Source organism: Ferdinandcohnia sp. FSL W7-1320 (assembly GCF_038050315.1).
Lineage (GTDB): Bacteria > Bacillota > Bacilli > Bacillales > Bacillaceae_L > Ferdinandcohnia > Ferdinandcohnia aciditolerans.
This window is the reverse complement of sequence record NZ_JBBPAM010000001.1, coordinates 1239231-1260320: the sequence shown is the minus strand read 5'-3', so window position 1 is coordinate 1260320 and position 21090 is coordinate 1239231. Positions and strand designations below refer to the sequence as shown.

At 39.1% G+C, this 21090-nt stretch carries 18 protein-coding genes; 7 read left to right on the top strand and 11 right to left on the bottom strand.

All coding sequences use genetic code 11. The features are described from left to right. Positions 1 to 195 precede the first annotated feature (195 nt). Positions 196 to 345, top strand: a complete 150-nt coding sequence (locus NST91_RS06330; protein ID WP_077619272.1) for a YuzL family protein — start codon at positions 196 to 198, stop codon at positions 343 to 345. A 1626-nt stretch (positions 346 to 1971) separates the two neighbouring features. Here NST91_RS06330 and NST91_RS06325 read toward each other — a convergent pair. Then, positions 1972 to 2889 (bottom strand): proline dehydrogenase family protein, encoded by a 918-nt coding sequence (locus tag NST91_RS06325; RefSeq protein ID WP_341330480.1) that lies wholly within the window; start codon positions 2887 to 2889, stop codon positions 1972 to 1974. Positions 2890 to 3111: 222 nt separating this feature from the next. Here NST91_RS06325 and NST91_RS06320 point away from each other — a divergent pair, with 222 nt between their 5' ends. Together NST91_RS06320 and NST91_RS06315 are read left to right on the top strand one after the other, a co-directional pair. Beyond that, positions 3112 to 3429: a hypothetical protein gene (locus NST91_RS06320; protein ID WP_341330479.1), complete on the top strand. Its 318-nt coding sequence runs from the start codon at positions 3112 to 3114 to the stop codon at positions 3427 to 3429. 15 nt (positions 3430 to 3444) lie between these two features. Next, a complete protein-coding gene (locus tag NST91_RS06315; protein ID WP_207899856.1) occupies positions 3445 to 3798 on the top strand; it encodes a spore coat protein in 354 nt (117 codons plus the stop codon). A gap of 38 nt (positions 3799 to 3836) precedes the next feature. Here NST91_RS06315 and NST91_RS06310 read toward each other — a convergent pair whose 3' ends face one another. The 5 genes from NST91_RS06310 to NST91_RS06290 all read right to left on the bottom strand — a co-directional run bounded on the left by NST91_RS06310 (position 3837) and on the right by NST91_RS06290 (position 7880). Beyond that, complete coding sequence (locus tag NST91_RS06310; RefSeq protein WP_121446237.1) at positions 3837 to 4085, bottom strand: DUF2573 family protein; 249 nt, start codon at positions 4083 to 4085, stop codon at positions 3837 to 3839. Further along, positions 4057 to 4863: an IucA/IucC family C-terminal-domain containing protein gene (locus tag NST91_RS06305; RefSeq protein ID WP_341330478.1), complete on the bottom strand. Its 807-nt coding sequence runs from the start codon at positions 4861 to 4863 to the stop codon at positions 4057 to 4059. Before NST91_RS06305 ends, NST91_RS06310 begins: the two co-directional genes overlap by 29 nt. Positions 4864 to 4983: 120 nt before the next feature. Next, a complete protein-coding gene (locus NST91_RS06300; protein WP_341330477.1) occupies positions 4984 to 5796 on the bottom strand; it encodes an ABC transporter ATP-binding protein in 813 nt (270 codons plus the stop codon). Positions 5797 to 5820: 24 nt separating this feature from the next. After that, positions 5821 to 6879, bottom strand: coding sequence for a FecCD family ABC transporter permease (locus NST91_RS06295; RefSeq protein ID WP_341330476.1), 1059 nt, complete (start codon positions 6877 to 6879; stop codon positions 5821 to 5823). Beyond that, complete coding sequence (locus NST91_RS06290) at positions 6876 to 7880, bottom strand: FecCD family ABC transporter permease (RefSeq protein WP_341330475.1); 1005 nt, start codon at positions 7878 to 7880, stop codon at positions 6876 to 6878. The genes NST91_RS06295 and NST91_RS06290 overlap by 4 nt, the downstream gene beginning before the upstream one ends. 400 nt (positions 7881 to 8280) lie before the next feature. Between NST91_RS06290 and NST91_RS06285 the strand changes: the two genes are divergently transcribed. Both NST91_RS06285 and NST91_RS06280 read left to right on the top strand, forming a co-directional pair. Continuing rightward, on the top strand, positions 8281 to 9255 hold the full coding sequence (locus tag NST91_RS06285) for an ABC transporter substrate-binding protein (protein ID WP_341330474.1): 975 nt from the start codon (positions 8281 to 8283) through the stop codon (positions 9253 to 9255). Between the two features lie 303 nt (positions 9256 to 9558). Next, a protein-coding gene (locus tag NST91_RS06280; protein ID WP_445724474.1) for an IS3 family transposase occupies positions 9559 to 10892 on the top strand; the annotation gives its coding sequence in 2 pieces (ribosomal slippage) (positions 9559 to 9969 and positions 9972 to 10892; 1332 coding nt in all). A 57-nt stretch (positions 10893 to 10949) separates the two neighbouring features. Here NST91_RS06280 and NST91_RS06275 read toward each other — a convergent pair. From NST91_RS06275 to NST91_RS06255, 5 genes are all read right to left on the bottom strand, one after another. Then, a complete protein-coding gene (locus NST91_RS06275; RefSeq protein WP_341330473.1) occupies positions 10950 to 11903 on the bottom strand; it encodes a Gfo/Idh/MocA family protein in 954 nt (317 codons plus the stop codon). Positions 11904 to 12003: 100 nt separating this feature from the next. Then, positions 12004 to 12768: a (S)-benzoin forming benzil reductase gene (locus NST91_RS06270; RefSeq protein WP_445724482.1), complete on the bottom strand. Its 765-nt coding sequence runs from the start codon at positions 12766 to 12768 to the stop codon at positions 12004 to 12006. Positions 12769 to 12861: 93 nt separating this feature from the next. Next, positions 12862 to 13944 carry a Ger(x)C family spore germination protein gene (locus NST91_RS06265; protein WP_341330471.1) on the bottom strand — a complete coding sequence of 361 codons (1083 nt, stop codon included), beginning with the start codon at positions 13942 to 13944 and terminating at the stop codon, positions 12862 to 12864. Continuing rightward, on the bottom strand, positions 13941 to 15029 hold the full coding sequence (locus tag NST91_RS06260; RefSeq protein WP_341330470.1) for a GerAB/ArcD/ProY family transporter: 1089 nt from the start codon (positions 15027 to 15029) through the stop codon (positions 13941 to 13943). The genes NST91_RS06265 and NST91_RS06260 overlap by 4 nt, the downstream gene beginning before the upstream one ends. 43 nt (positions 15030 to 15072) lie before the next feature. Then, on the bottom strand, positions 15073 to 16557 hold the full coding sequence (locus tag NST91_RS06255; RefSeq protein WP_341330469.1) for a spore germination protein: 1485 nt from the start codon (positions 16555 to 16557) through the stop codon (positions 15073 to 15075). A 314-nt stretch (positions 16558 to 16871) separates the two neighbouring features. Between NST91_RS06255 and NST91_RS06250 the strand changes: the two genes are divergently transcribed. Both NST91_RS06250 and NST91_RS06245 read left to right on the top strand, forming a co-directional pair. After that, positions 16872 to 18242 (top strand): S8 family peptidase, encoded by a 1371-nt coding sequence (locus tag NST91_RS06250; protein ID WP_341330468.1) that lies wholly within the window; start codon positions 16872 to 16874, stop codon positions 18240 to 18242. Between the two features lie 138 nt (positions 18243 to 18380). Then, on the top strand, positions 18381 to 20072 hold the full coding sequence (locus tag NST91_RS06245) for a DUF6044 family protein (protein ID WP_341330467.1): 1692 nt from the start codon (positions 18381 to 18383) through the stop codon (positions 20070 to 20072). Positions 20073 to 21090 lie beyond the last annotated feature (1018 nt).

The window sequence follows — 21090 nt, the reverse complement described above, 5'->3', positions numbered from 1 at the left end:
GCTTCAAAAAAAATATCCCCTATTCAAATTCAGCTGATGGATTTTTGAACATCCAAAAGAATGAGTTCCTTTATATCTAAATATAAAGCAATATTTTAATTTTCGCAATATATTCAACAAACAATTTTTGGTTTTCTTTCGATTTCGCATTGAAAGTTGAGATTCAGGTGATTCTAATAACTGGAGGTGAATCAAATGGCTAAAGTTGATAAAAATCCATCTAAACGCGCGGTTAGTGCAGCAAGTGTAAAGGGAAATGCTGGTCCTGATACAAGAGCGCGAAGCGGAAAAACACAATCTACAAACCAACAATACGGGGCTCATAATACGGGCGGGGAAGAATAATAGGTAGTGGTTTTTACGGTGGCTATGGTGATGAAGGACTGGCGGCTCTTGCGTTGCGTTCTGGACTTCATAAGACCGGATGAAGGACTTTACGGTGTGAACTCTTGGACGGTGGGGACTTCATCGTCTTGATGAAGGACTTTTCCGTGTGATCTTTTGGGCGTTGGGGACTCCATCGTCTTGATGAAGGACTTTACGGTGCGAACTCTTGGACGGTGGGGACTTCATCGACTTGATGAAGGATTTTACGGTGGGAATTCTTGGGCGGTGGGGACTTCATCGACTTGATGAAGGACTTTATGGTGCGAGCTCTTGGACGGTGGGGACTTCATCGTCTTGATGAAGGACTTTACGTTGTGAGCTCTTGGACGGTGGGGACTTCATCGACTTGATGAAGGACTTTATGGTGCGAGCTCTTGAACGGTGGGGACTTCATCGTCTTGATGAAGGACTTTACGGTGCGAGCTCTTGGACGGTGGGGACCTCATCGTCTTGATGAAGGACTTTACGTTGTGAGCTCTTGGACGGTGGGGACTTTATCGACTTGATGAAGGACTTTACGTTGTGAACTCTTGGACGGTGGGGACTTCATCGTCTTGATGAAAAGGAATTCGCAACAAATACTTAACCCCAATCCCCTTCATCACCTCGATGAAGAGGGTTGGGCAACAAATACTTAACCCCAATCCCCTTCATTACCTCGATGAAGAGGGTTGGGCAACAAATACTTCAGTCTAATCCTCTTCATCACCTCGATGAAGAGGGTTGGGCAACAAATACTTAACTCCAATCCCCTTCATTACCTGGATGAAGAGGGTTGGGCAACAAATACTTAACCCCAATCCCTTTCATTACCTCGATGAAGAGGGTTGAACAACAATTACCTCAGCGCAATCCCCTTCATTACCTCGATGAAGAGGGTTGGGCAACAAATACTTAACCCCAATCCCTTTCATTACCTCGATGAAGAGGGTTGAACAACAATTACCTCAGCGCAATCCCCTTCATTACCTGGATGAAGAGGGTTGGGCAACAAATACTTAACCCCAATCCCTTTCATTACCTCGATGAAGAGGGTTGAACAACAATTACCTCAGCGCAATCCCCTTCATTACCTCGATGAAGAGGGTTGGGCAACAAATACTTAACCCCAATCCCTTTCATTACCTCGATGAAGAGGGTTGAACAACAATTACCTCAGCGCAATCCCCTTCATTACCTGGATGAAGAGGGTTGGGCAACAAATACTTAACCCCAATCCCTTTCATTACCTCGATGAAGAGGGTTGAACAACAATTACCTCAGCGCAATCCCCTTCATTACCTCGATGAAAGGGTTTTTGTAACAAATATTTAACCCCAATCCCCTTCATCACCTCAATGAAAGACAATTCGCAGCATATACTTCGCCCCAATCCTCTTCATCACCTCAATGAAAGAGAATTCGCAATAAATACTTCAACTCACTCCCCTTCGTCACTTCAATGACAGGCAATTTGCAACAAATATTCTACCCACATCCCCTTCATCCGTTCAAACCCTGTAGTCTTTTCATAATCTTGAAGCAAACAAAAAAAGCAGCGCAAGAAAACACACTTTGTTTTCACTCGCACTGCTTCAGATTTACCTACTTCCCAAGAACCCCTTTTACTACAAACGCTACATTTGCTGGCCGTTCTGCTAGACGTCTCATGAAATAGCCATACCAGTCCGTTCCATACGGTACATACACGCGCATTGTATATCCTTCTTTTACAAGTTCCTCATGGCGTTCTGATCGAATCCCGTAGAGCATTTGAAACTCAAATTGGTCATGACTTATATTATGTTCCTTTACTAATTCCTTCGTATATTGGATCATGGCCTCATCATGTGAAGCAACTGCTGTATAGTTTCCGTTCAACAAATGCATTTTAATGATTTTCTTAAAGTTCTCATCGACGTCTTTCTTGTCAGGAAATGCTACTTCTGGTGATTCTTTATAAGCACCTTTTACAAGACGAAGATTTGGATGATATTCGTTTAAGTCTTCTATATCTTGGACAGTCCGATATAGATAAGCTTGGATTACAGTTCCAACATTATCGTAATCTTTTCGTAGTTCTTTAAAAATTTCAATTGTCTTAGCGCATCGTGAGTAGTCTTCCATGTCAATCGTTACGAAGACATCATTTTCTTTTGCGACATCAAGGATTCGACGCATATTATTCATAACGACCTCATCTGAAATATCCAATCCCATCGAGGTCATTTTTAAGGATAATTGTGCATTTAGCTTTTCTCTACCAATTGCTTTGATTGCTTCAATTGAACCGTCAGCCATAAGATTCGCCTCTTCTATACTGTCAACGAATTCACCAAGATAATCGATGGTGACCGCGAGGCCCTTTGCATTTAACTCTTTGATTTTTTTTACAGCTAAATCTATTGTTTCTCCGGCAACAAATCTAGCTGCACCAAAGCGCAAGCCATATTTCCTAGCTAATTTTGTAAACGCTTTATTTTTTGATAAAAACAAAAAGAAATTACGTAAAAGTTGTTCCATTTCAATTTCCCCCTCGAAATGCAATCTTAGCTGTAATCTAGCAATCTACCTAAATCCTTATTTATTTTATCACGTTTAAATTGCTTTGAATATATGCTCGAAAAAATTTTGTCGAACGCTTACATTTTCCTGAACAGTACCCTATTTCATTATATGCATTGCATACAATAAACGTTTTGTTGGCAACCTAATAATGAAAAATAGGATAAGGAGGGTTTTATTATGCAACAACAGCAATCACAACAACAACAACAACCTTTTTATACTCCAAAGACAGGGCAAATGTCAGAAACTCCTGCAGTTATTACATCAAAGGACCTCTTATACTTAACAGATATGATGTCCTGGAACCTTTTAGCCTTAAAAAAGGCGCATTTCTTTGCGGGCCAATGTCAAATGCCGGAGATCTCTCAAGCGCTCGAAAAAGCGTGCCAAATGCATGAGCGCCATTATCGTCAAATTTTAGATCATATGCAAAAGCATACAGGTCAAGCACCGCAGCAACCGAGCCAAAATCAGCAAAGCCAGCAAATGCAATAAAAGGAGGGCTACATAATGAATCAACAAATGAACCAAAATCCTAATCAGGTAAGTAATCCAAAAACAAAAGTTCCAAAAACACCAGCAATGAATGATCGTGATTTTATAAATGACATGCTAGCAACGGAAAAATATATGACTGCTGCCTACAGCACAGCTTTGAATGAGATGAGTCATGATGGACTTTATGAGGATATTCGTTCGATCTTCAATGAAACACAGGACTGCCAAAGAGAGCTATACAATCTTATGTTCAAGAATGGCTGGTATAAGCTTGAAGAAGAAGAAACTCAAAAGGTGCAACAAAAGCTTCAACAATTTTATAATTACACAACAACGCAATTTCCAAACCATAATACTATTCAATAAGAAAAAAGAGATGAAGCCCCTTATTGGTGCCTCATCTCTTATTTATTTTTTAAGCGGTGTTCTTCATTTAGTTTTTTGATTTCAGCGATGATTTCCTTAATGCCTTCTTTTGCATCTGGGTAGGTTTCGTTCCAGTGCTTTGCAAGAGGCGGCATTGACTTTGAAATATGCATGTATAAGGACCATAGCTTTACTTTTTCCTTTAGTTCTGGGGAACTTTCTCCAAGTAAAAGCTCTGTGTATTTTTCTAGTAATCCATCAACTTGTTCTTCTATTTTTTGATCCATTTTTATTAACTCCTATTTTGCAGTTTAGGGGACATGTTTTGCAACGGTCTCCGGTACTTTTGGTTTTATAGTAAAGACAACATGTTGTTCTTGTTCGAATGTTCTGTTCGTATTCTGGACGATACACCTTTATACCGTAGTATCGTGACAATGGGTTAAAATCTACTGGACCAAATAGTTCCCCTTCCGCATATTTTACAAGATACTTAAAATCATCCTCAATTGTCTCTCGTTTTTCATCAAACTTCGGTTTTGCTAGTACAGATTCATAGAGCCAATACACATAAATCGCGATATTTTCCCAAAGTACTTTTTTCGAGAGGCCGGAATACTCAGAAAGAGCAGTTAAGACTTTATGGATATTCTCATGAAAAATAGCCCGAATTGTTTCGTTACGCCATTGCTCTCTAGATTCAGAAGGACCAGATACAGTATGCAGGTTAAAAAAGTAGAACTTCGGATTCCAATACCAGATTTCCTCTTCATTACTTGTCTCTAATGAAATATTAGTCAATGAAACATCTAATCGCTTATTAAAAACTGTCATTGCATACAAATTCAGGACAGCAAAAAATCCATAACGTTTCATGAACATGGATGCCGCTACTCGCTTATCTGGCGCAGATATCTTCTGCTGGACATTCTCCAAATATTGTTTAATCTTCTCTTCCTTTAAAAGCTCTATCACAGGACTTGATAGGTTTGATCGAAATTGTTGACTACTAAAACGAAATTCCTTTAATTGTTCGATTTCTGTTTCCAAAAGGAGGTTTGACATATTAAACTCCTACCTTCTCTAATCAAATGCGCCTTGGCGTATTTGCGCCCAGATTTTTTCGAGCTTGCTCGAAAACTTCCATTGAAAATCTGTGGCATCCGCCGTAGGCTTTAATTTTATTCAGCATTTCTGCTGAATAAGATTAATACGTCTTCCTTTGCCGTGAGGAATGCATAGAGGCGTTCCAAACAATGGATCAGTGGCAACATCACAATCCATGCCAAACACATCTTTGACCAGACTCTTATTGACAACAAATTCAGGCTTGCCCTGTCCATAAATTTGTTTGTTTTTAATCGCGACAATATGATGGGCATAGCGGCATGCTAAATTCAAATCATGCAATACCATGATGATAGTTCGTTGTTCTGTTTCATTAAGTTCAAATAACAGGTCTAAAATTTCGATTTGGTGTGTCATATCGAGATATGTTGTTGGTTCATCAAGTAGGATAATATCGGTTTCCTGTGCAAGTGTCATTGCAATCCAAGCACGTTGACGTTGACCACCCGAGAGAGAGTCGACCGTGCGTTCTGCGAAATCCTGCATATTGGTAGCTTCTAGTGCGTGATTAACCATTCTTTCATCTTCTTCTGTCCATTGCTTAAGCCAATTTTGGTATGGATAACGACCTTGTTTTACTAACTGGAGGACGGTTAATCCTTCTGGTGCAGTTGGTCCTTGGGGAAGGATGGCAAGCTTTCTAGCTATTTCTTTTGTCGGAAGCTTAGCGATTCTTTCCCCTTCAAGGAGAACAGCCCCATGTTTTGGTTTTAGTAATCTTGCTAAAGAACGTAACAAGGTTGATTTACCACATCCATTTCCACCAATGAAAACGGTGATCTCCCCTTTTGGAATTTCAAGATGCAAGTCTTCTATGATAATGGAATCTCCGTACGATAGTGTTAAGCTTTCCGTTTCAAGTGCATTCATCCCAAACGCCCCCTTTTACTTTTTCTAGCTGTTCCGAGTCTTGTATAGCAAGTAGATAAAATAAGGTGCTCCGATGGCAGCGGTAAACACGCCTGCTGGTACTTCGGTTGGAGAGAAAGCAGTTCTACCAATTAAATCCGCTAGCATGACAAGAATCCCCCCTAAAAGGGCAGCTGTGGGGAGCAATGCTCCAAATGCTGAACCGACTAATCTCCGTGCCATATGTGGTGCCATTAATCCAACGAAACCAATCCCTCCGGCAAACGCAACTGCACTACCTGTTAATGCAGTACTTACTAACAATAAAAGAAATCTATGTTTTTGTACCGCACTTCCCACTCCGGTTGCTAACTCTTCACCTAGTTCTTGAATGTTTAGGTGTCGTGCAAGCATGAAGCAGATAATCAATAAAATAATGACAACAGGACTAAGTATTTGTACATTTGCCCATGTTGACCCATTAACAGTACCTGTAATCCAAATATTCGCCTGGCTAGCTTGATAGATTGGTCCCATTACCATAAGTGTTGTTGTCAATGCTTGTGTGAGTGCAGAAACACCAATTCCGATCAGCACAAGGCGTATGGGCGAAACACCATTCTTCCAAGCCAACACATAGACCAAAAATGCGACAACAGTTGCACCAATAAATGCAGCCACAGGCATCCATTTTATACTGACGGTTAGTGCATTACTGGAATTAGAAAAAATGGTTAAGAAGGCAACGACGGCAACAGACGCACCACCTGTAATTCCTAAAATATCTGGTGAGGCTAATGGGTTTCGAATAATTCCTTGTAGAATACTCCCAGCAGCTGCAAGGGCCATTCCCACTAAGAATGCAATGATAATCCTTGGTAAACGAAAGGATGTGACAACCAACTGTTCCATTTTTGAGCCATATCCAAACAATGTTTTTACAACAGTAACGGGGTCTATCTTCATTTCACCTAACCCTGTACTGACTAAAAATAAAATAATTGTTATTACTATTAGAACGAATACCGTTATTAGTGATTTATGATCGATTAGATAAGAGATGTTTCCCTTTTTTCCAAATCGAATGGATCGATATTTATTCACGCTTTATGAAACCCCTTTCTTGCCACATAAATAAAGAAAGGTGTTCCAATTAAAGCTGTCATAACACCGACTGGCACCTCTTCTGGCATGACAATATATCTGGCAGCTATATCAGCCAGTAGAAGTAAAACACCACCAAGGATTCCGCAGTATGGCAGGATCCATCGATGATCAATTCCAACTAAACTCCTAGCAAGGTGTGGAATAACTATCCCAATAAATCCAATTGGTCCGGCAACTGCCACTGCACCACCAGCTAGTAGAATAATCGTAAAGGCTGTTAATAGCTTGACAGTTCCAGTTCGCTGTCCTAAGCCTTTTGCAACATCCTCTCCCATTGTAAGAACGTTGATTTTATTGGCTAATAAAAGGGATGCTACCCATGCCACTGCTAAATAAGGAAGAACACTCGTTAACATTTCAAGCTTTCGTCCTTGAATAGAGCCCGCAAGCCAAAATAATACTTGATCTAATGCCATTTCATCAATAACTAGTAATCCTTGTGTAAAGGATGAGAACATCGCAGCCATTGCAGCACCTGCTAATGTTAACTTCATTGGAGTAAGGCCTTCTCTACCTAGTGAACCAATAAAATAAACGATAAACGCAGCAATCGCTGCTCCTAAAAAAGCAACCCAAGTAAATGCTTGTAAGGAGTTTATCGAGAATATTGAGACACCTGCTACTAAAAAAAATCCCGCTCCTGCATTTACGCCGAAGATACCTGGTGATGCCAATGGATTTTTCGTTAAAGCTTGCATGAGTGCCCCTGCTATTCCTAAACTTGCTCCTACAGCTGTAGCAATAAGTGCGCGAGGTAAGCGAATTGTTTCAATGATAATATGTTCATTTGAACCATCAAATGCCGTGAATGTTTGATAGGCCATTTTCCAAGATGTATCGGTATATCCATACACAATACTTGCACACATTGAAAAAAGTAATAGTAAAATTCCGATTATAAGGCCTGCAGATTTAGCTTGATTTGATTTCAAAACCATTATAGTAAGACTCCTTGAATGATTAGAAAAGCGCAAGGTGCACAGTATTAGGCGACAAGCATAAGACGACCCCAACCTTATGAAGCGATTGACTTATGGCCTCGAGCCGATGGCTTCTTGGGCTAGACGTTGTGAAAAAGTCATGTATGACTTTAGTTAAACATGTTTATGTTATATATTAGGTCGTTTTTTGTTAGGCTTTACTATTCATATGTCTTCTTATTCATCTTAATAAGAAAGCGAAATTAGTAAGTTAGTTCTCTTTTAGTCTATTTGAATTGAGAATGATTGTCAATGGGATGAAAACCATTCTCAATTTTATATTGACTAAAGATTTAATTCATTTTATCATCATAAGTGAATAATTGAAAATCATTATCAATTAATAGGAGGGTACATAATGAACTTTAGAAAGAAAGCTTATCTAGGATTCCTAACATTGGCTGTATTATCACTTCTTTTAGCTGCTTGTGGTGAAGCAGATAATACAGACAAAGGCAATAACGAAACTGAGGGAGCTAATACATACACGGTTGAACATGCCATGGGTACAACTCCAATCAGCAAAAATCCTGAAAGAATTGTCATTTTAACAAACGAAGGGACAGAAGCCCTATTAGCAATGGGAGTTAAACCAGTTGGCGCTGTTCGTTCTTGGATTGGCGACCCATGGTACGACCATATCGAGGACCAAATGGAAGGTGTCGAGGTTGTCGGTGAAGAAAGCAATGTAAATATCGAAGCTATTGCTGCACTAGAGCCAGATTTAATTATCGGTAATAAAATGCGCCAGGAAAATATTTATGAGCAACTAAAAGCGATTGCTCCAACTGTTTTTGCTGAGGATTTACGTGGAGATTGGCAAAAGAACTTTACCCTTTACTCAAAAGCCATCAATAAAGAAGAAGAAGGTAAAAAAGTCCTTGCTGAATTTGAAGACCATTTAAATCAGGTTAAAGAAAATATCAATACCGATGCTGAAGTGTCAGTCGTACGCTTTATGGAAGGAAGAACACGGATTTATTATACTGATTCCTTTTCAGGTGTGATTTTCGAACAATTAGGCTTGAAACGTCCACAGCATCAGGTTGATATATTTGCTGAAAATCCTGAAGATCAGTTTGCAAGAGAAGTGGACCAAGAAAAAATCCCATTAATGGATGCTGATGAAATCTTTTATTTCACATACGAAACCGGTAATGGGGAAGCTACAAAGGTCGAGGAAGACTGGATTAACAATCCGTTATGGCAAGGTTTAAATGCCGTGAAGGAAGGCAAAGTGCACAAAGTAAGTGACCCTATTTGGAATACTGCAGGTGGCGTTCTAGCAGCAAACCTCATGCTAGATGACATTGAAAAATACTTAGCAAAGTAAAAACACAAAGTGTAAGTGCCTTGAATGCGGAACATTGACTAACTGCTGCCACGTCCTGTGGCAAACGTCAATGTCAGCACTTCCTGTGTTAGTCCGACCAGCATAACAAAAGACAGCGAGAAGGATGCATTTTATCATTCTTTTGGATTGGCTAGACCAGATAGGCGCTAGGCGCTGGAACTGGACATTAGAAAAGCTCCCACCTTTTTAAACTGTACCCTGTGTAGTAGACACATTAAAAAAAGTCTGCTGCACAGGGTCTTTTTATGTACAATAGATTAAAAATAGTGCGGGAGAGATAGTATGAGTAAAAAAATATTCTCGGAAAAAGAGATCGAATTACTAGCTAAAAATCCATATGTAAAATCAGTAAGTCCCAAAGGTATTACCTATTCAGATGAGTTTAAGGAGCACTTTATAACTCAAAATGACCTGGGGAAGTTTCCTAGAGAGATATTTGAGGACTGTGGGTTCGATACTGAGGTATTAGGTATGAAACGGATTGAGTCTTCTGGAAAAAGATGGCGAGAAGCTTATCGTAAGCACGGAATTCTAGGACTTCGTGATACAAGATCAGGAAACTCAGGTAGACCAAGGGAAAGAGAGCTTTCCACTGAAGAAAAATATGCAAGGTTAGAGGCCGAAAATAACCTGTTGAAAGCAGAGAATGAACTATTAAAAAAGATACGATTCGCAGAAAGGGGGATGAAGAAGAAATAAAATTGTCAGCTGACCAGAAATTTAACCTTATTCATTCCGTTATCGAGAAATACAATCTAACAAGGATGGTAACCCACCTCTGTAAAGTAGCTGGTGTGTCCCGTCAGGGATACTATAACTACTTTTCTGCTAAACAAGTTCAGAGAAGGAAGGATCGGGAGAAAAAGGATGAATCCCTTCGGGACCTGGTTTTAAAAGCATACAATTTCAAGAACCGTAAGAAAGGGGCTCGTCAAATTAAGATGGTATTGGCAGGTCAGTTTAGTGTTGTTTTCAATCTTAAGCGAATCAGAAGAATCATGAAGAAATACGGGATTGAGAGCCCTTTTAGGAGAGCGAACCCCTACAAGCGCATCATTAAGGCTACGCAGGAGCACAAGGTCGTCCCGAACTTACTTAACAGGGAATTCAAACAAGGAATCCCACACAAGGTCCTTCTTACGGATATAACCTACCTATATTTCGGAAAAGGTAAAAAAGCTTATTTATCAACCATTATTGACGCTTCCACCAATGAAGTCTTAGCTCATCAGGTCTCTGATCGAATTACTTTAGATATCGCTACGGATACACTTAAGAAGTTAAAGAAAAACAGGAGAATCAAACTGGCTAAAGGAGCTTATATACATTCTGATCAGGGAGGTCACTATACCAGCCCTGTTTATCAAAAGCTGGTGAAAAAATTCAAATTGGAACAATCAATGTCTAGGAGAGGTAACTGTTGGGACAACGCCCCACAGGAATCATTCTTTGGTCATTTTAAGGACCTGGCTGATATAAAATCATGTGAAACTTTAAAAGAACTTAAGCAAGAAGTGAAAGCTGCCATCCACTACTACAATCACTACAGATATCAATGGAATATGAAAAAGATGACCCCTGTTCAATACAGAGATCATCTTCTTAAAGTAGCCTAGCTTTTTTTAAAATGTCCTTTACAAGGGGTACAGATTATTTTGGCGGGAGCTTTTCTTTTAGTTATGTCTTAGCTTTTCTAAAATAACTTGCGCCTCATATCCATCCTTAAAGGTATAGAGTCGGTTTTCTTTACCTTCAATAGCGGAAAAGAGATTGTCAATGAGTGTGGCTGTTTCAGTCGTTTCAATCTCAATCTGTTGAATTTCTTCTCCTAGCTTGCCGCCCTCAAGCTTTGCCCAATCTATTAGTTTTAGTGTTCCTTCTGTACCATATGCAGTATAAGAGATTCGTTCAGCTCCAGCAATTTGGCTGATTCCATTTATTAAAAATGGGGTACCACCCTCTAGTTCTAATGAAGCAATGATCCCTGTTTCACACTTTGTCTTATCTTCAGGAAGTTCCAATATACTATTTTGATAAGTAATTGAACCAAAAATTCGTTGGGTTAATTGAATAAAATGAACCCCTACCTCCAGTACAAATCCACCTTGTTCTCGACCTGCAACCCAATCATTCTGTTGCCATAAACGTGGCCAGTTTGGAAAATTCATTGAAAGTTCAAGCTTTCTTAATTTACCTATGTACCCTTCCTTAATCAACCGATCAAAGCTATTAGCAGGGTTGCTATAATTTAGCGGGAAATTCATAGCATGAATGATTCCTTCTTGCTCTGCTTTTTCTAACATTTCCCTCGCCTCTTCAACTGAATTTGCTAGAGGCTTCTCACATAAGATATGTATTCCTTTTTCAATGACATCCATTGTAACAGCATGGTGATATTTAGGCGGGACCGCTACATAGACAAGGTCCAAATCCTCATTAACTAGCATATCGTTGTGGTTATCATACCAATTGATATCACCTGATTTTTCAGCCATTTCTACAGCTCGTTCTTTTTCCTTATCAACGACTGCTGTTACTGTTGTATGTTTGTTCGCATTAAAACCCTGGATTAATCTTTCTCCAATTGCACCAAGGCCAACTACTCCTACTCTTACATGTTTCATCATATCTCTCCTCCCCTTTCCCCATTATAATTCTAGCCAGTAAAATCGTCTATCACGACAAAAAAATCCCCCCTGAAATTCACTCAGGAAGGTAGGAGTCCTCTTATAAAAATGATTTTATATCATAGATATGACCATTGATTAATTCTTGGTTAACAATGAGGTCTAGGATAACACCTGCAATAAAGTCTGGTGATCGTAGCATCCCTTTTTCATTATATTCGATGAATTGGTCAACCTCAATAAAGTCCTCTTTGTTTGTCTTTCTGATTATCTCCTGCATCTCTGTATCCATAACGCCTGGTGAGAATGAGATCATAGTTACTGGATTTTCAGTGGTTTCCTGCTCAAAGCCAACTGATTTTGTGAACATATCGATTCCTGCTTTTGATGAAGAGTATGCAGTCCATCCATGTCTAGCCCGGTTTGCAGCACCTGAAGAAATATTCACAATTACCTTTTTAGTTGAAAACGATGCCGTATGGCGAATGAAGTATGAACTTAACAACATTGGTGCCAACAGATTCACATGCATATTTGCGGTTAGTTCTTTTGGACTTGCCTTTCCAATTGGTTTAATTGGATCAATCATACCAGCATTGTTTACTAAGTAAATTCCTTCAGCATTTGAGAAGTCAATAGATGAAAAAATTCGCTCCATCACTTTTTCGATTTCTTCACTCTTTTGGAGGTCACAAGAAAAATAATAAAGATTGATGCCCTTTTCAAACGCTAATTCTTTTAACTCATTATTTTGCTTTCTAGAGATACAAAATAAAGTATGATCCTTGTCCAAGATCTGCTTAACAATGGATTCTCCTAATCCCCTAGATGTCCCAGTTATAATAAAATATTTCAAATAAGACACTCCTATTACCTTTATCTTTGCCACTATTTACTAGTAAGTATATCATACACTACCGAAAACTGGTTGCTATAAAAGAAGCTCTTTGTCACAAATTTATTGCGTAATACCAGTCTCAGTAATCGTTACCTCTGAATGAACCTCTATATTTATATTTGGGTAATTTAGTTCCCATTTTTCAAAGTCTAAACCACGAGTTGAGTGTCTAGCCATATATCCAATCCCAACTGGGTCAATATTTTTTTCTTGAAAATCTTTTAACATTGCTTCGGATTTATCTTTTATTGTGCCTTCGAGTTCTTCTACTATCTTTTGAATCAATTTGGGATTTGTTGTTTGTCCAGAAAATTCACTCAATATCCCTTGATATTTAATGGTAATGTTTACCTTTGGCTCCCCATTTATTTCCTCGATCTTTATTTTTCTTTTTGATTTAATGCGCCTGATAGATGCATACTCATCTGTACCTTTTAATCGTATAGTATATGCACCTTCACCATAATCTTCGACCAGCGCCTTAAAAAAGAACAAATCAGGCTCATCGATTTTAGCCACCATTTTACCATCCTGAAACAGTCCAAGCCCTGTTATCTCCATCTTATTAGAAAGCAGTTTCATAGTTGGGAGATAGGGATCCATACCCTCCATATAATGTCTATACATAAAAGTATGAAGATCAGACCTAGGTAAATCTCGTTTCTCGATATTATGTTGTAACATGATTGATAAATATTCCCCAGTTCCCCTGTTTCCTAAACTCTTTTCTAATACGTCACTTGTCTTTCCTTCAACAATCGCTAGATTGATTTTCGATCCGATGCTTGCATCACGTTGAAGGGCGTCAATATATCGTAGTATTCCGTTTTTTGCAAGCTCATTTTCATACAAAACAACGCGGACAGCACCTGTCACTAATGGATCCGCTGACTTTTTTTGTAGCACATTAATAATTTCTTTGGCTAACACTGATTCCCCAGTGAAGCTAGCATTGTCGATGCTTTTGTCTGCTTTAAAAACAGGGATAACAGCCGTACCTTTAATTTTTTGACCCTCAGCTCTATCAAATCCAACTGCTGCCACCATATTAATTTCGTCTATTATTTCTTCAGATATTCTTCCATATAAGATTGTTATTAATGTAATGGTACAGAGCGCAATTCCTGTAAGTACTTTTTTCATTTTTTCTCCCTCATTTTACGAACAACTAGTGTAATTATGAAGAGGATTGGAATATAAGCAAAAATATAATAAAGTCCAAAATTTGCCATATATCCACTGAGCATGTCTATTTGTTGACGAGATTTAATAAGACTGCTAGCAACTAATACGATTGGTAAAATCCAAAGTAACGATTTTCGTTGTTGCACCGAAAATACTTTTTTGATTCCTCTGCCAGCTCCCCACAATGCAATACAAATATTGGGTAGGATTACAAGAAACCATGATGCGATTCCAACATACTCAAATCGCTCTACGAACGGCATGTTGATACTTTTAAACATGGTTAGAGTTGCCCAGATTATTTTATCTATTTGGTCAGCGCTAAAATACATGGTTGCTGTAACGCTAGCAATTAGATATAAACTCGTTGTTGCTAAGACACCTAGGTGGGCCCATTTTTGGGACTTTGGCGGATTTTTAATAAATGGATAAAATAGCAAAAGCGCTTCAAAACCCATGATGCTTAGGGACATATCCTTTGTTCCTCTTGCAATTTCTGTTACCGAATGATTCATAATTGGTAACAAATTGCGCACATGGCCATAATCCAAAGGAAAGAAAACTAAAAGAAGTATATATAATGGGAGGACAATACTAAAAAAACTAATGCCCGTTACCGTTCTAAAACCACCTAAGATAATATAGTACGCTAGCACAATAGTGAAAAAACCAAAAACCCAACTATTGAATTCTGGGAACATCCATACCTGAATGACCTCAATATAACTTCGTAAAACGGTTACCGCTAATGCCATAAGGTAGAGAATAAATAATAGGCTAAGAAGGCCCCCTATCCACTTTCCAAAAATCTCTTTATGAACATCAACAACGTCTCCCCCTGAATAATCTAAGATTTTATAAATAATCCATACAATGATGTGTACAGCCACCCCGGCTAGTATGACGGAGATCCAACTGTCATACCCTGCTGATTTCGCTATGATCCGTTGGAAACCGAGCATTCCTACCCCTACTTGCATGGAATGAATTAAGAAAAAGACAAAAATAGGAGAAACTAAAAATGATTCTTTGATCCTTTCCATCGTTGCAACTCCTTGGAATCAAATACGCATGAATACGGTGAAGCTATTCATCAATATCTTTTTTTGTTTCTGCTTTCTTTTGATTAAAACGTTTTTTATCTTCCGGACGTAAATAACCCGGACGTTTTGCAAGCTGAGAATATGGTAGCCGAATAAATGCATCCTTTAAATCTCCAACACGTAGTGGGTAAATTGGTTCTAAGAATGGCCGACCTAAAGATGTTAATCGTATTAAATGGGCTAATAGAAAACAAAAACATAGAACAATTCCGATTAATCCCCATAACTGAGAGAAGATAAGAAATGGAAAACGAATGATACGAATTGTATTACCCATCGTATAAACGGGTGTTGTAAAAGATGCTAATGCAGCCAGTGCAACCATAATCAACAATACATTACTCGTAAGACCTGCTTCAACAGAAGCAGTTCCTATAACGATACCGCCCACGATACCGATTGTTTGACCAACTTTTGCAGGAAGCCTTGCTCCTGCTTCCCGAAGGAGTTCTATGACGATTTCTAAAAACAATGCCTCTAGAATCGGTGGCAAAGGAACTTCACGCCTTGAGATAACTAAAGTGGCCAGTAGATCCCTAGGAATTAATTCATGATGATATGTTAGTACAGCGACATAAATCGGCGTTATTAATATTGAAAAGATGACCGAAAAAAGGCGAAGTAACCTAACAAAGGAAGCGATGTACCAGTTCAAGAAATAGTCTTCAAATGATGAGAAAAACTCAACAAGTGTAGTTGGAGTAATGATGGCTTGTGGTGATCCTTCTGAAAGCACCACTACCTTCCCCTCAACTAATACAGACGCAACCCTGTCAGGCCGTTCCGTTTCAAGCATTTGTGGGAAGGGTGAATTCGTATTATCAACAATCATTTGTGATATATAAGAGCTATCACTTATTTGGTCAAAGTCAATATCGCTAATTCGTTGTAATACAGTTTGTACATTTTCCTTCTCAACAATATCTTCAATATAAACCACTGCTACCTTAGTTTTTGATAATTTACCAACAGTCAGTTCCTTTACCCGTAATTCAGGCACAGGTAGTCGCTTTCGGATTAGGTTTAAATTGGTATCAAGTGATTCAACAAATGCCTCTTTTGGTCCAGTAACACTAAATTCCACTTCAGGGGAGTTGACTGATCTTTTTTCAAATTTCACTGCATCTACAAGTGCACAATAACCGTCACTTTTGTGAAATTGAATCATAATACTACCTTGTAAAATCTTATCTTCAATTTCCCTAGGATTTTTTGAAATCACAATTTCCTTATTTGGAATAATTGCTTTAAGGTCTCGAATTGAATAGACTTTCGCATAAAGTAAATAAGGTAGTATTTGTTCGTTAATGGTTTTTGTATCAATAATATTTCGTTGATAACAAATCCAATACGGGCGAATTGCTTGTTTATTGAATTGGCAAATGAAATCTTCTGATTTTCGAAAGGTTTGATATATTTCCTCCGTTAACCTTGGTTTCTTATCTTCCTTTTTGAACCAATTTGCCATTGCTATCACCCTTTTGCTTTTAACATGTTTCTTGAATTTCTACTTCTTTCCCTCCTGTTAGTTATTCCATGAAATGTATGGAAATTATGCATACTATTTCTTCTTACTTTCAATTTATTGGAATGAAAGTAAGGCATGAAAGTATGTTGTAAGCAAGATACTAAGAGGAAAGTGCAAGTGCCTGCTTATTGGCGACAAGCATAAGACAAGCCACTGACAGAAGGTGCTTTTACCTTCCGAAGAGACTCGAATGAACCTGAGAGCCAATGCGGCCAGGAACTAGACAAGAAAAGTGTGGTTGAGGTGATATATCAATGTGGAATAAAAAGAGACTTGCAATAGTAGCATTAATAATTGCTGTTGGGTTATCGATTTTCGTTTCTTTTAGATTATTTGACAATAATGGGGATCAAGCTAATTCAAAAACATCTTCAACTCATAGCGCTCTCCACCCATTAAAAAATGAAACAATCGATACGTCCCCACAGGTGATGAATGTAGACTCCATTCAACTGTACAACAATGTGCAAAAGCAATTAGATAACCATGAAGAAATCGATGTAATTGACCATAACGGCAAAGAGAAAAGCCATTACCATCATCACCAAGTTATTGTTGATTTTAAACATCTTTTAAAGAAGGATGAAATTAATCAAATCGAAAAAGATATCGAAGGAAAGCTACTTCGCAAACTAGATTCTTCTTATATTTTTGAATCAAATAACATGAAAACACCTGAGATGATTTCTTATTTCGATAGAAGGAAGGACGTTGAGTTTGCCGAGCCTAACTATATAATGATGCAAAATCAGCAAGCACCAAATGACCTCCTTTATAACGATTTCCAATGGAATCTACGTATGATTGATTCCGAAAATGGCTGGGGTATAACACAGGGATCAGATAAAGTTAAAATAGCCATAATTGATACAGGGGTAGATTTGGATCATCCCGACTTAGTGAACCGAATTACGGAGGGTTACAACATCCTAAAAGACAATAATGTCCCAGATGATGACAACGGGCATGGTACACATGTTGCCGGAATCATTGCTTCGCAAACAAATAATCACGAAGGAACTGCAGGAGTCACGTGGTTTAACCCTATTATGCCAATAAAAGTAATGGGCTCAGATGGATATGGATCAACCTTTGACATTGCTCGTGGTATCATTTGGGCAACTGATCATGGGGCTGATGTAATTAATCTTAGTCTTGGTAATTACCAAGGATCAAAATTGCTGAAACAAGCAGTTGATTATGCATATAGACATGACGTTGTGATGGTGGCTGCTTCTGGCAACGATAATTCAAGCCAACCGAGCTACCCATCTGCGTACCCACAAGTATTAAGTGTTGCAGCTGTTGATTTAAACGGTGATAAAGCAGAATTCTCCAATTATGGAGATTATATCGATGTCTCAGCACCAGGAGTGACAATACCGAGCACTTATATTGATGAGCAATATGCTGCATTGTCTGGAACTTCAATGGCAGCACCACATGTTGCTGCGCTGGCTGCCTTAATGCGCTCCATTAATCCAAACCTTTCTAATAAAGAAATCATGGAGATGATCAAGGGAACAAGCCTAGATCTTGGTAAAGCGGGGAAAGATATTTATTTTGGCGAGGGATTAATCGATATTGTTCAAGCTCTCGAAAAAGCAAAAGTAGGAACCAGTTAATTGTTGATCAGTAGTAAATAACCGTGAAAAAGTGGGGCTTCCCCACTTTTTTCTTTTCACATTCATATTACATCCGATTATGGATACGATAAAAAATGGAAATCCAATAATGGAAATTTTGTTAATGGAGGGAGGACATTGTCGCAAACTAGAACTCAACAACGAAGTGAGTTTCGTCTCATCATAGCTGCCTTCCTACTTATCGTCATTTTTGTATCTCCTTATTTTATCCTTGGTGAGAATGCTCATCTACGAGTTCACGACAACTTAGATTCGAATCTTGCATGGTATAAGGTTCTTTCAGAAAGCAATCAAATGCTCGGGTCAGTTGATGCCACAATCCCTCAAATTATTAATGGTAATCTTCAACGAGGTGCATTTGGAACCGAATTTAGCGGAATTGTATGGCTACATGCCGTTTTTCCACCAATGATTGCCTATGGACTGAGCCAGTTTATCACGAGAATCTTTGCGTTTTTAGGCATGTATTTATTACTAAGAAAGCATTTTCTCACTCGTCATGAATGGTCTTGGATTCGTGTTGGGGTTTCACTAGCCTTTGCCTTAACACCTTTTTGGCCGTCTGGAATGCTGAGTACACTCGGGATGCCACTTGCCTTATGGGCACTCCTAAATATCCGAGCTGGGGAGAAATCATGGGTAAACTGGTTGACACTGACCTTACTTCCCTTTTATGCGAGCATTGTTCTTGGATTTTTCTTTTTTATAAGCGCAATGGGGATTTTATGGCTGATCGATTGCTTCCGCGGCAAGGGTTTGAACCTTCGCTTTTTATGGGCACTCATCTATTTCACATTCATTTTTATGGTAGTTGAATATCGTCTTGTATACTCCTTTTTATTTATGGATGAACCAAATAGTCGGGATGAATATTTTCATGCACGATTATCATTTTTACGTGCTCTCCGTCTATCTCTAAAAAATTATGTACTTGGTCATACCCATGTAATGAGTGTTCATGGCTTGGTTATTTTGCCAGTTACCATACTTGCATTGAATGTTGTTATCATGAAGAAAAAATGGAAACAAGAGAAAGTTTTCCTTTTCTTACATGTTCTTAATGCTGTATTGTCCGTTTGGTATGCCTTTTGGTTTTATAAGGGGTGGGTTCCTTTAACGGAACGATTTCACTTTTTAGACACCTTTAATTTTGCAAGATACCATTTTCTAAGGCCAATGGTTATTTATGTTTTGTTTGCTATTTCGTTAAAAATTTTATGGGAATACCGGGTTGGGTGGAAGCGTGCAAGTTTGGTATTCCTAGCAGCACAGCTAGTAATTGTGGCGTCTTTTAATGAAGAAATTGTTTATAAAAACAAGCCATCTTTTCTGCAATTTTTTGCTGAAAAACAATTCGAGGATATCAAGGACTATATAGGTTTGCCGCAAGAGGAGTATCGTGTAGCTAGCATCGGTCTTCACCCTGCTATCGCTCAGTATAACGGGTTTTATACACTGGATACATACAATAATTTTTATCCCCTTTCTTATAAACATCAGTTTCGGAAAATTATCGCCAAGGAATTGAAAAAGGACAAGAAACTGCGCCAATATTTTGATGAATGGGGTGGCCGGTGCTACATCTTTTTAGATGAACTTGGCAAGCACTATATGTTTAAAAAAACGTCGAAAAAAGAGATTAAGAAAATGGAACTGAACATGCAAGCATTTTATGAGATGGGCGGGCGGTTTATCATTTCATCTCTGCCTATTCAAAATGCAGACGAAAATCATTTAGTCCTTGAAGAGACTTTCGATTCTCCAGAATCTGCATGGAGGGTTTATTTATATCGAGTTTCAATCGATTAAGTAATAAGGTTATTTTCGGCCAATAGGCTGTGGGAATTTTCAAGGAACTGAGGGACATATTCTCTGTCACAATCAGGGGCCCTTTCCGACTCACTGCGAACGAGGAATATGCTCTCTGTCACAATCAGGGGCTCTTTCCGACTCACTGCGAACGGAGGGACTTGCTCTCTGTCGCAACCAGGGGCTCTTTCCGACACTAGGCGAACGGAAGGACATACTCACTGTCGCAATTAGGGGCTCTTTCCGACACAAGCGAATGGAGTGACATGCTCTGTGTCGCAATCAAGGGCTTATTCTGACACTATGCGAACGGAGGGACTTGCTCTCTGTCGCAATCAGGGCCCCTTTCCGACTCAATGCAAACAAAGGGACATGCTCTCTGTCGCAATCAGGGGGGATTTCCGACTCAAAGGGCGCCGAGTAATTTGCTCTGTGTCGTAATCAGGGGTTTATTCCGACTCAATGCAAACAAAGAGACATACTCTCTGTCGCAATCAGGGCTCTTTCCGACTCAAAGCAAACAAAGTGACATGCTCTCTGTCGCAATCAGGGGTTTATTCCGACTCAATGCAAACAAAGAGACATACTCTCTGTCGCAATCTGGGGCTCTTTCTGACTCACTGCGAAACGAGGAACATGCTCTCTGTCGCAATCAGGGGCTCTTTCTGACTCACTGCGAAACGAGGAACATGCTCTCTGTCGCAATCAGGGGGCTTTCCGACACAATGCAAATGAGTGACATACTCTCTGTCGCAATTCGGGGTTTATTCCGACTCAATGCAAACAAAGAGACATACTCTCTGTCGCAATCAGGGGGCTCTTTCCGACTCACTGCGAACGAGGAATATGCTTTCTGTCTCAATCAGGGGCTTTTTCCGACTCACTGCGAACGGAGGGACTTGCTCTCAGTCGCAACCAGGGGCCCTTTCCGACTCACTGCGAACGAGGAATATGCTTTCTGTCTCAATCAAGGGCTTTTTCCGACACATTGTAACTCAGTAACGTGCTCTGTGTCGCA

Excerpts from the sequence above, each read along its gene's own strand:
- NST91_RS06265 (WP_341330471.1), bottom strand. The coding sequence starts at position 13,944 with ATGAAAAAAGTACTTACAGGAATTGCGCTCTGTACCATTACATTAATA.
- NST91_RS06330 (WP_077619272.1), top strand. The coding sequence starts at position 196 with ATGGCTAAAGTTGATAAAAATCCATCTAAACGCGCGGTTAGTGCAGCA.
- NST91_RS06275 (WP_341330473.1), bottom strand. The coding sequence starts at position 11,903 with ATGATGAAACATGTAAGAGTAGGAGTAGTTGGCCTTGGTGCAATTGGA.
- NST91_RS06310 (WP_121446237.1), bottom strand. The coding sequence starts at position 4,085 with ATGGATCAAAAAATAGAAGAACAAGTTGATGGATTACTAGAAAAATAC.
- NST91_RS06305 (WP_341330478.1), bottom strand. The coding sequence starts at position 4,863 with ATGTCAAACCTCCTTTTGGAAACAGAAATCGAACAATTAAAGGAATTT.
- NST91_RS06325 (WP_341330480.1), bottom strand. The coding sequence starts at position 2,889 with ATGGAACAACTTTTACGTAATTTCTTTTTGTTTTTATCAAAAAATAAA.
- NST91_RS06260 (WP_341330470.1), bottom strand. The coding sequence starts at position 15,029 with ATGGAAAGGATCAAAGAATCATTTTTAGTTTCTCCTATTTTTGTCTTT.
- NST91_RS06300 (WP_341330477.1), bottom strand. The coding sequence starts at position 5,796 with ATGAATGCACTTGAAACGGAAAGCTTAACACTATCGTACGGAGATTCC.
- NST91_RS06255 (WP_341330469.1), bottom strand. The coding sequence starts at position 16,557 with ATGGCAAATTGGTTCAAAAAGGAAGATAAGAAACCAAGGTTAACGGAG.
- NST91_RS06250 (WP_341330468.1), top strand. The coding sequence starts at position 16,872 with ATGTGGAATAAAAAGAGACTTGCAATAGTAGCATTAATAATTGCTGTT.
- NST91_RS06315 (WP_207899856.1), top strand. The coding sequence starts at position 3,445 with ATGAATCAACAAATGAACCAAAATCCTAATCAGGTAAGTAATCCAAAA.
- NST91_RS06285 (WP_341330474.1), top strand. The coding sequence starts at position 8,281 with ATGAACTTTAGAAAGAAAGCTTATCTAGGATTCCTAACATTGGCTGTA.
- NST91_RS06320 (WP_341330479.1), top strand. The coding sequence starts at position 3,112 with ATGCAACAACAGCAATCACAACAACAACAACAACCTTTTTATACTCCA.
- NST91_RS06290 (WP_341330475.1), bottom strand. The coding sequence starts at position 7,880 with ATGGTTTTGAAATCAAATCAAGCTAAATCTGCAGGCCTTATAATCGGA.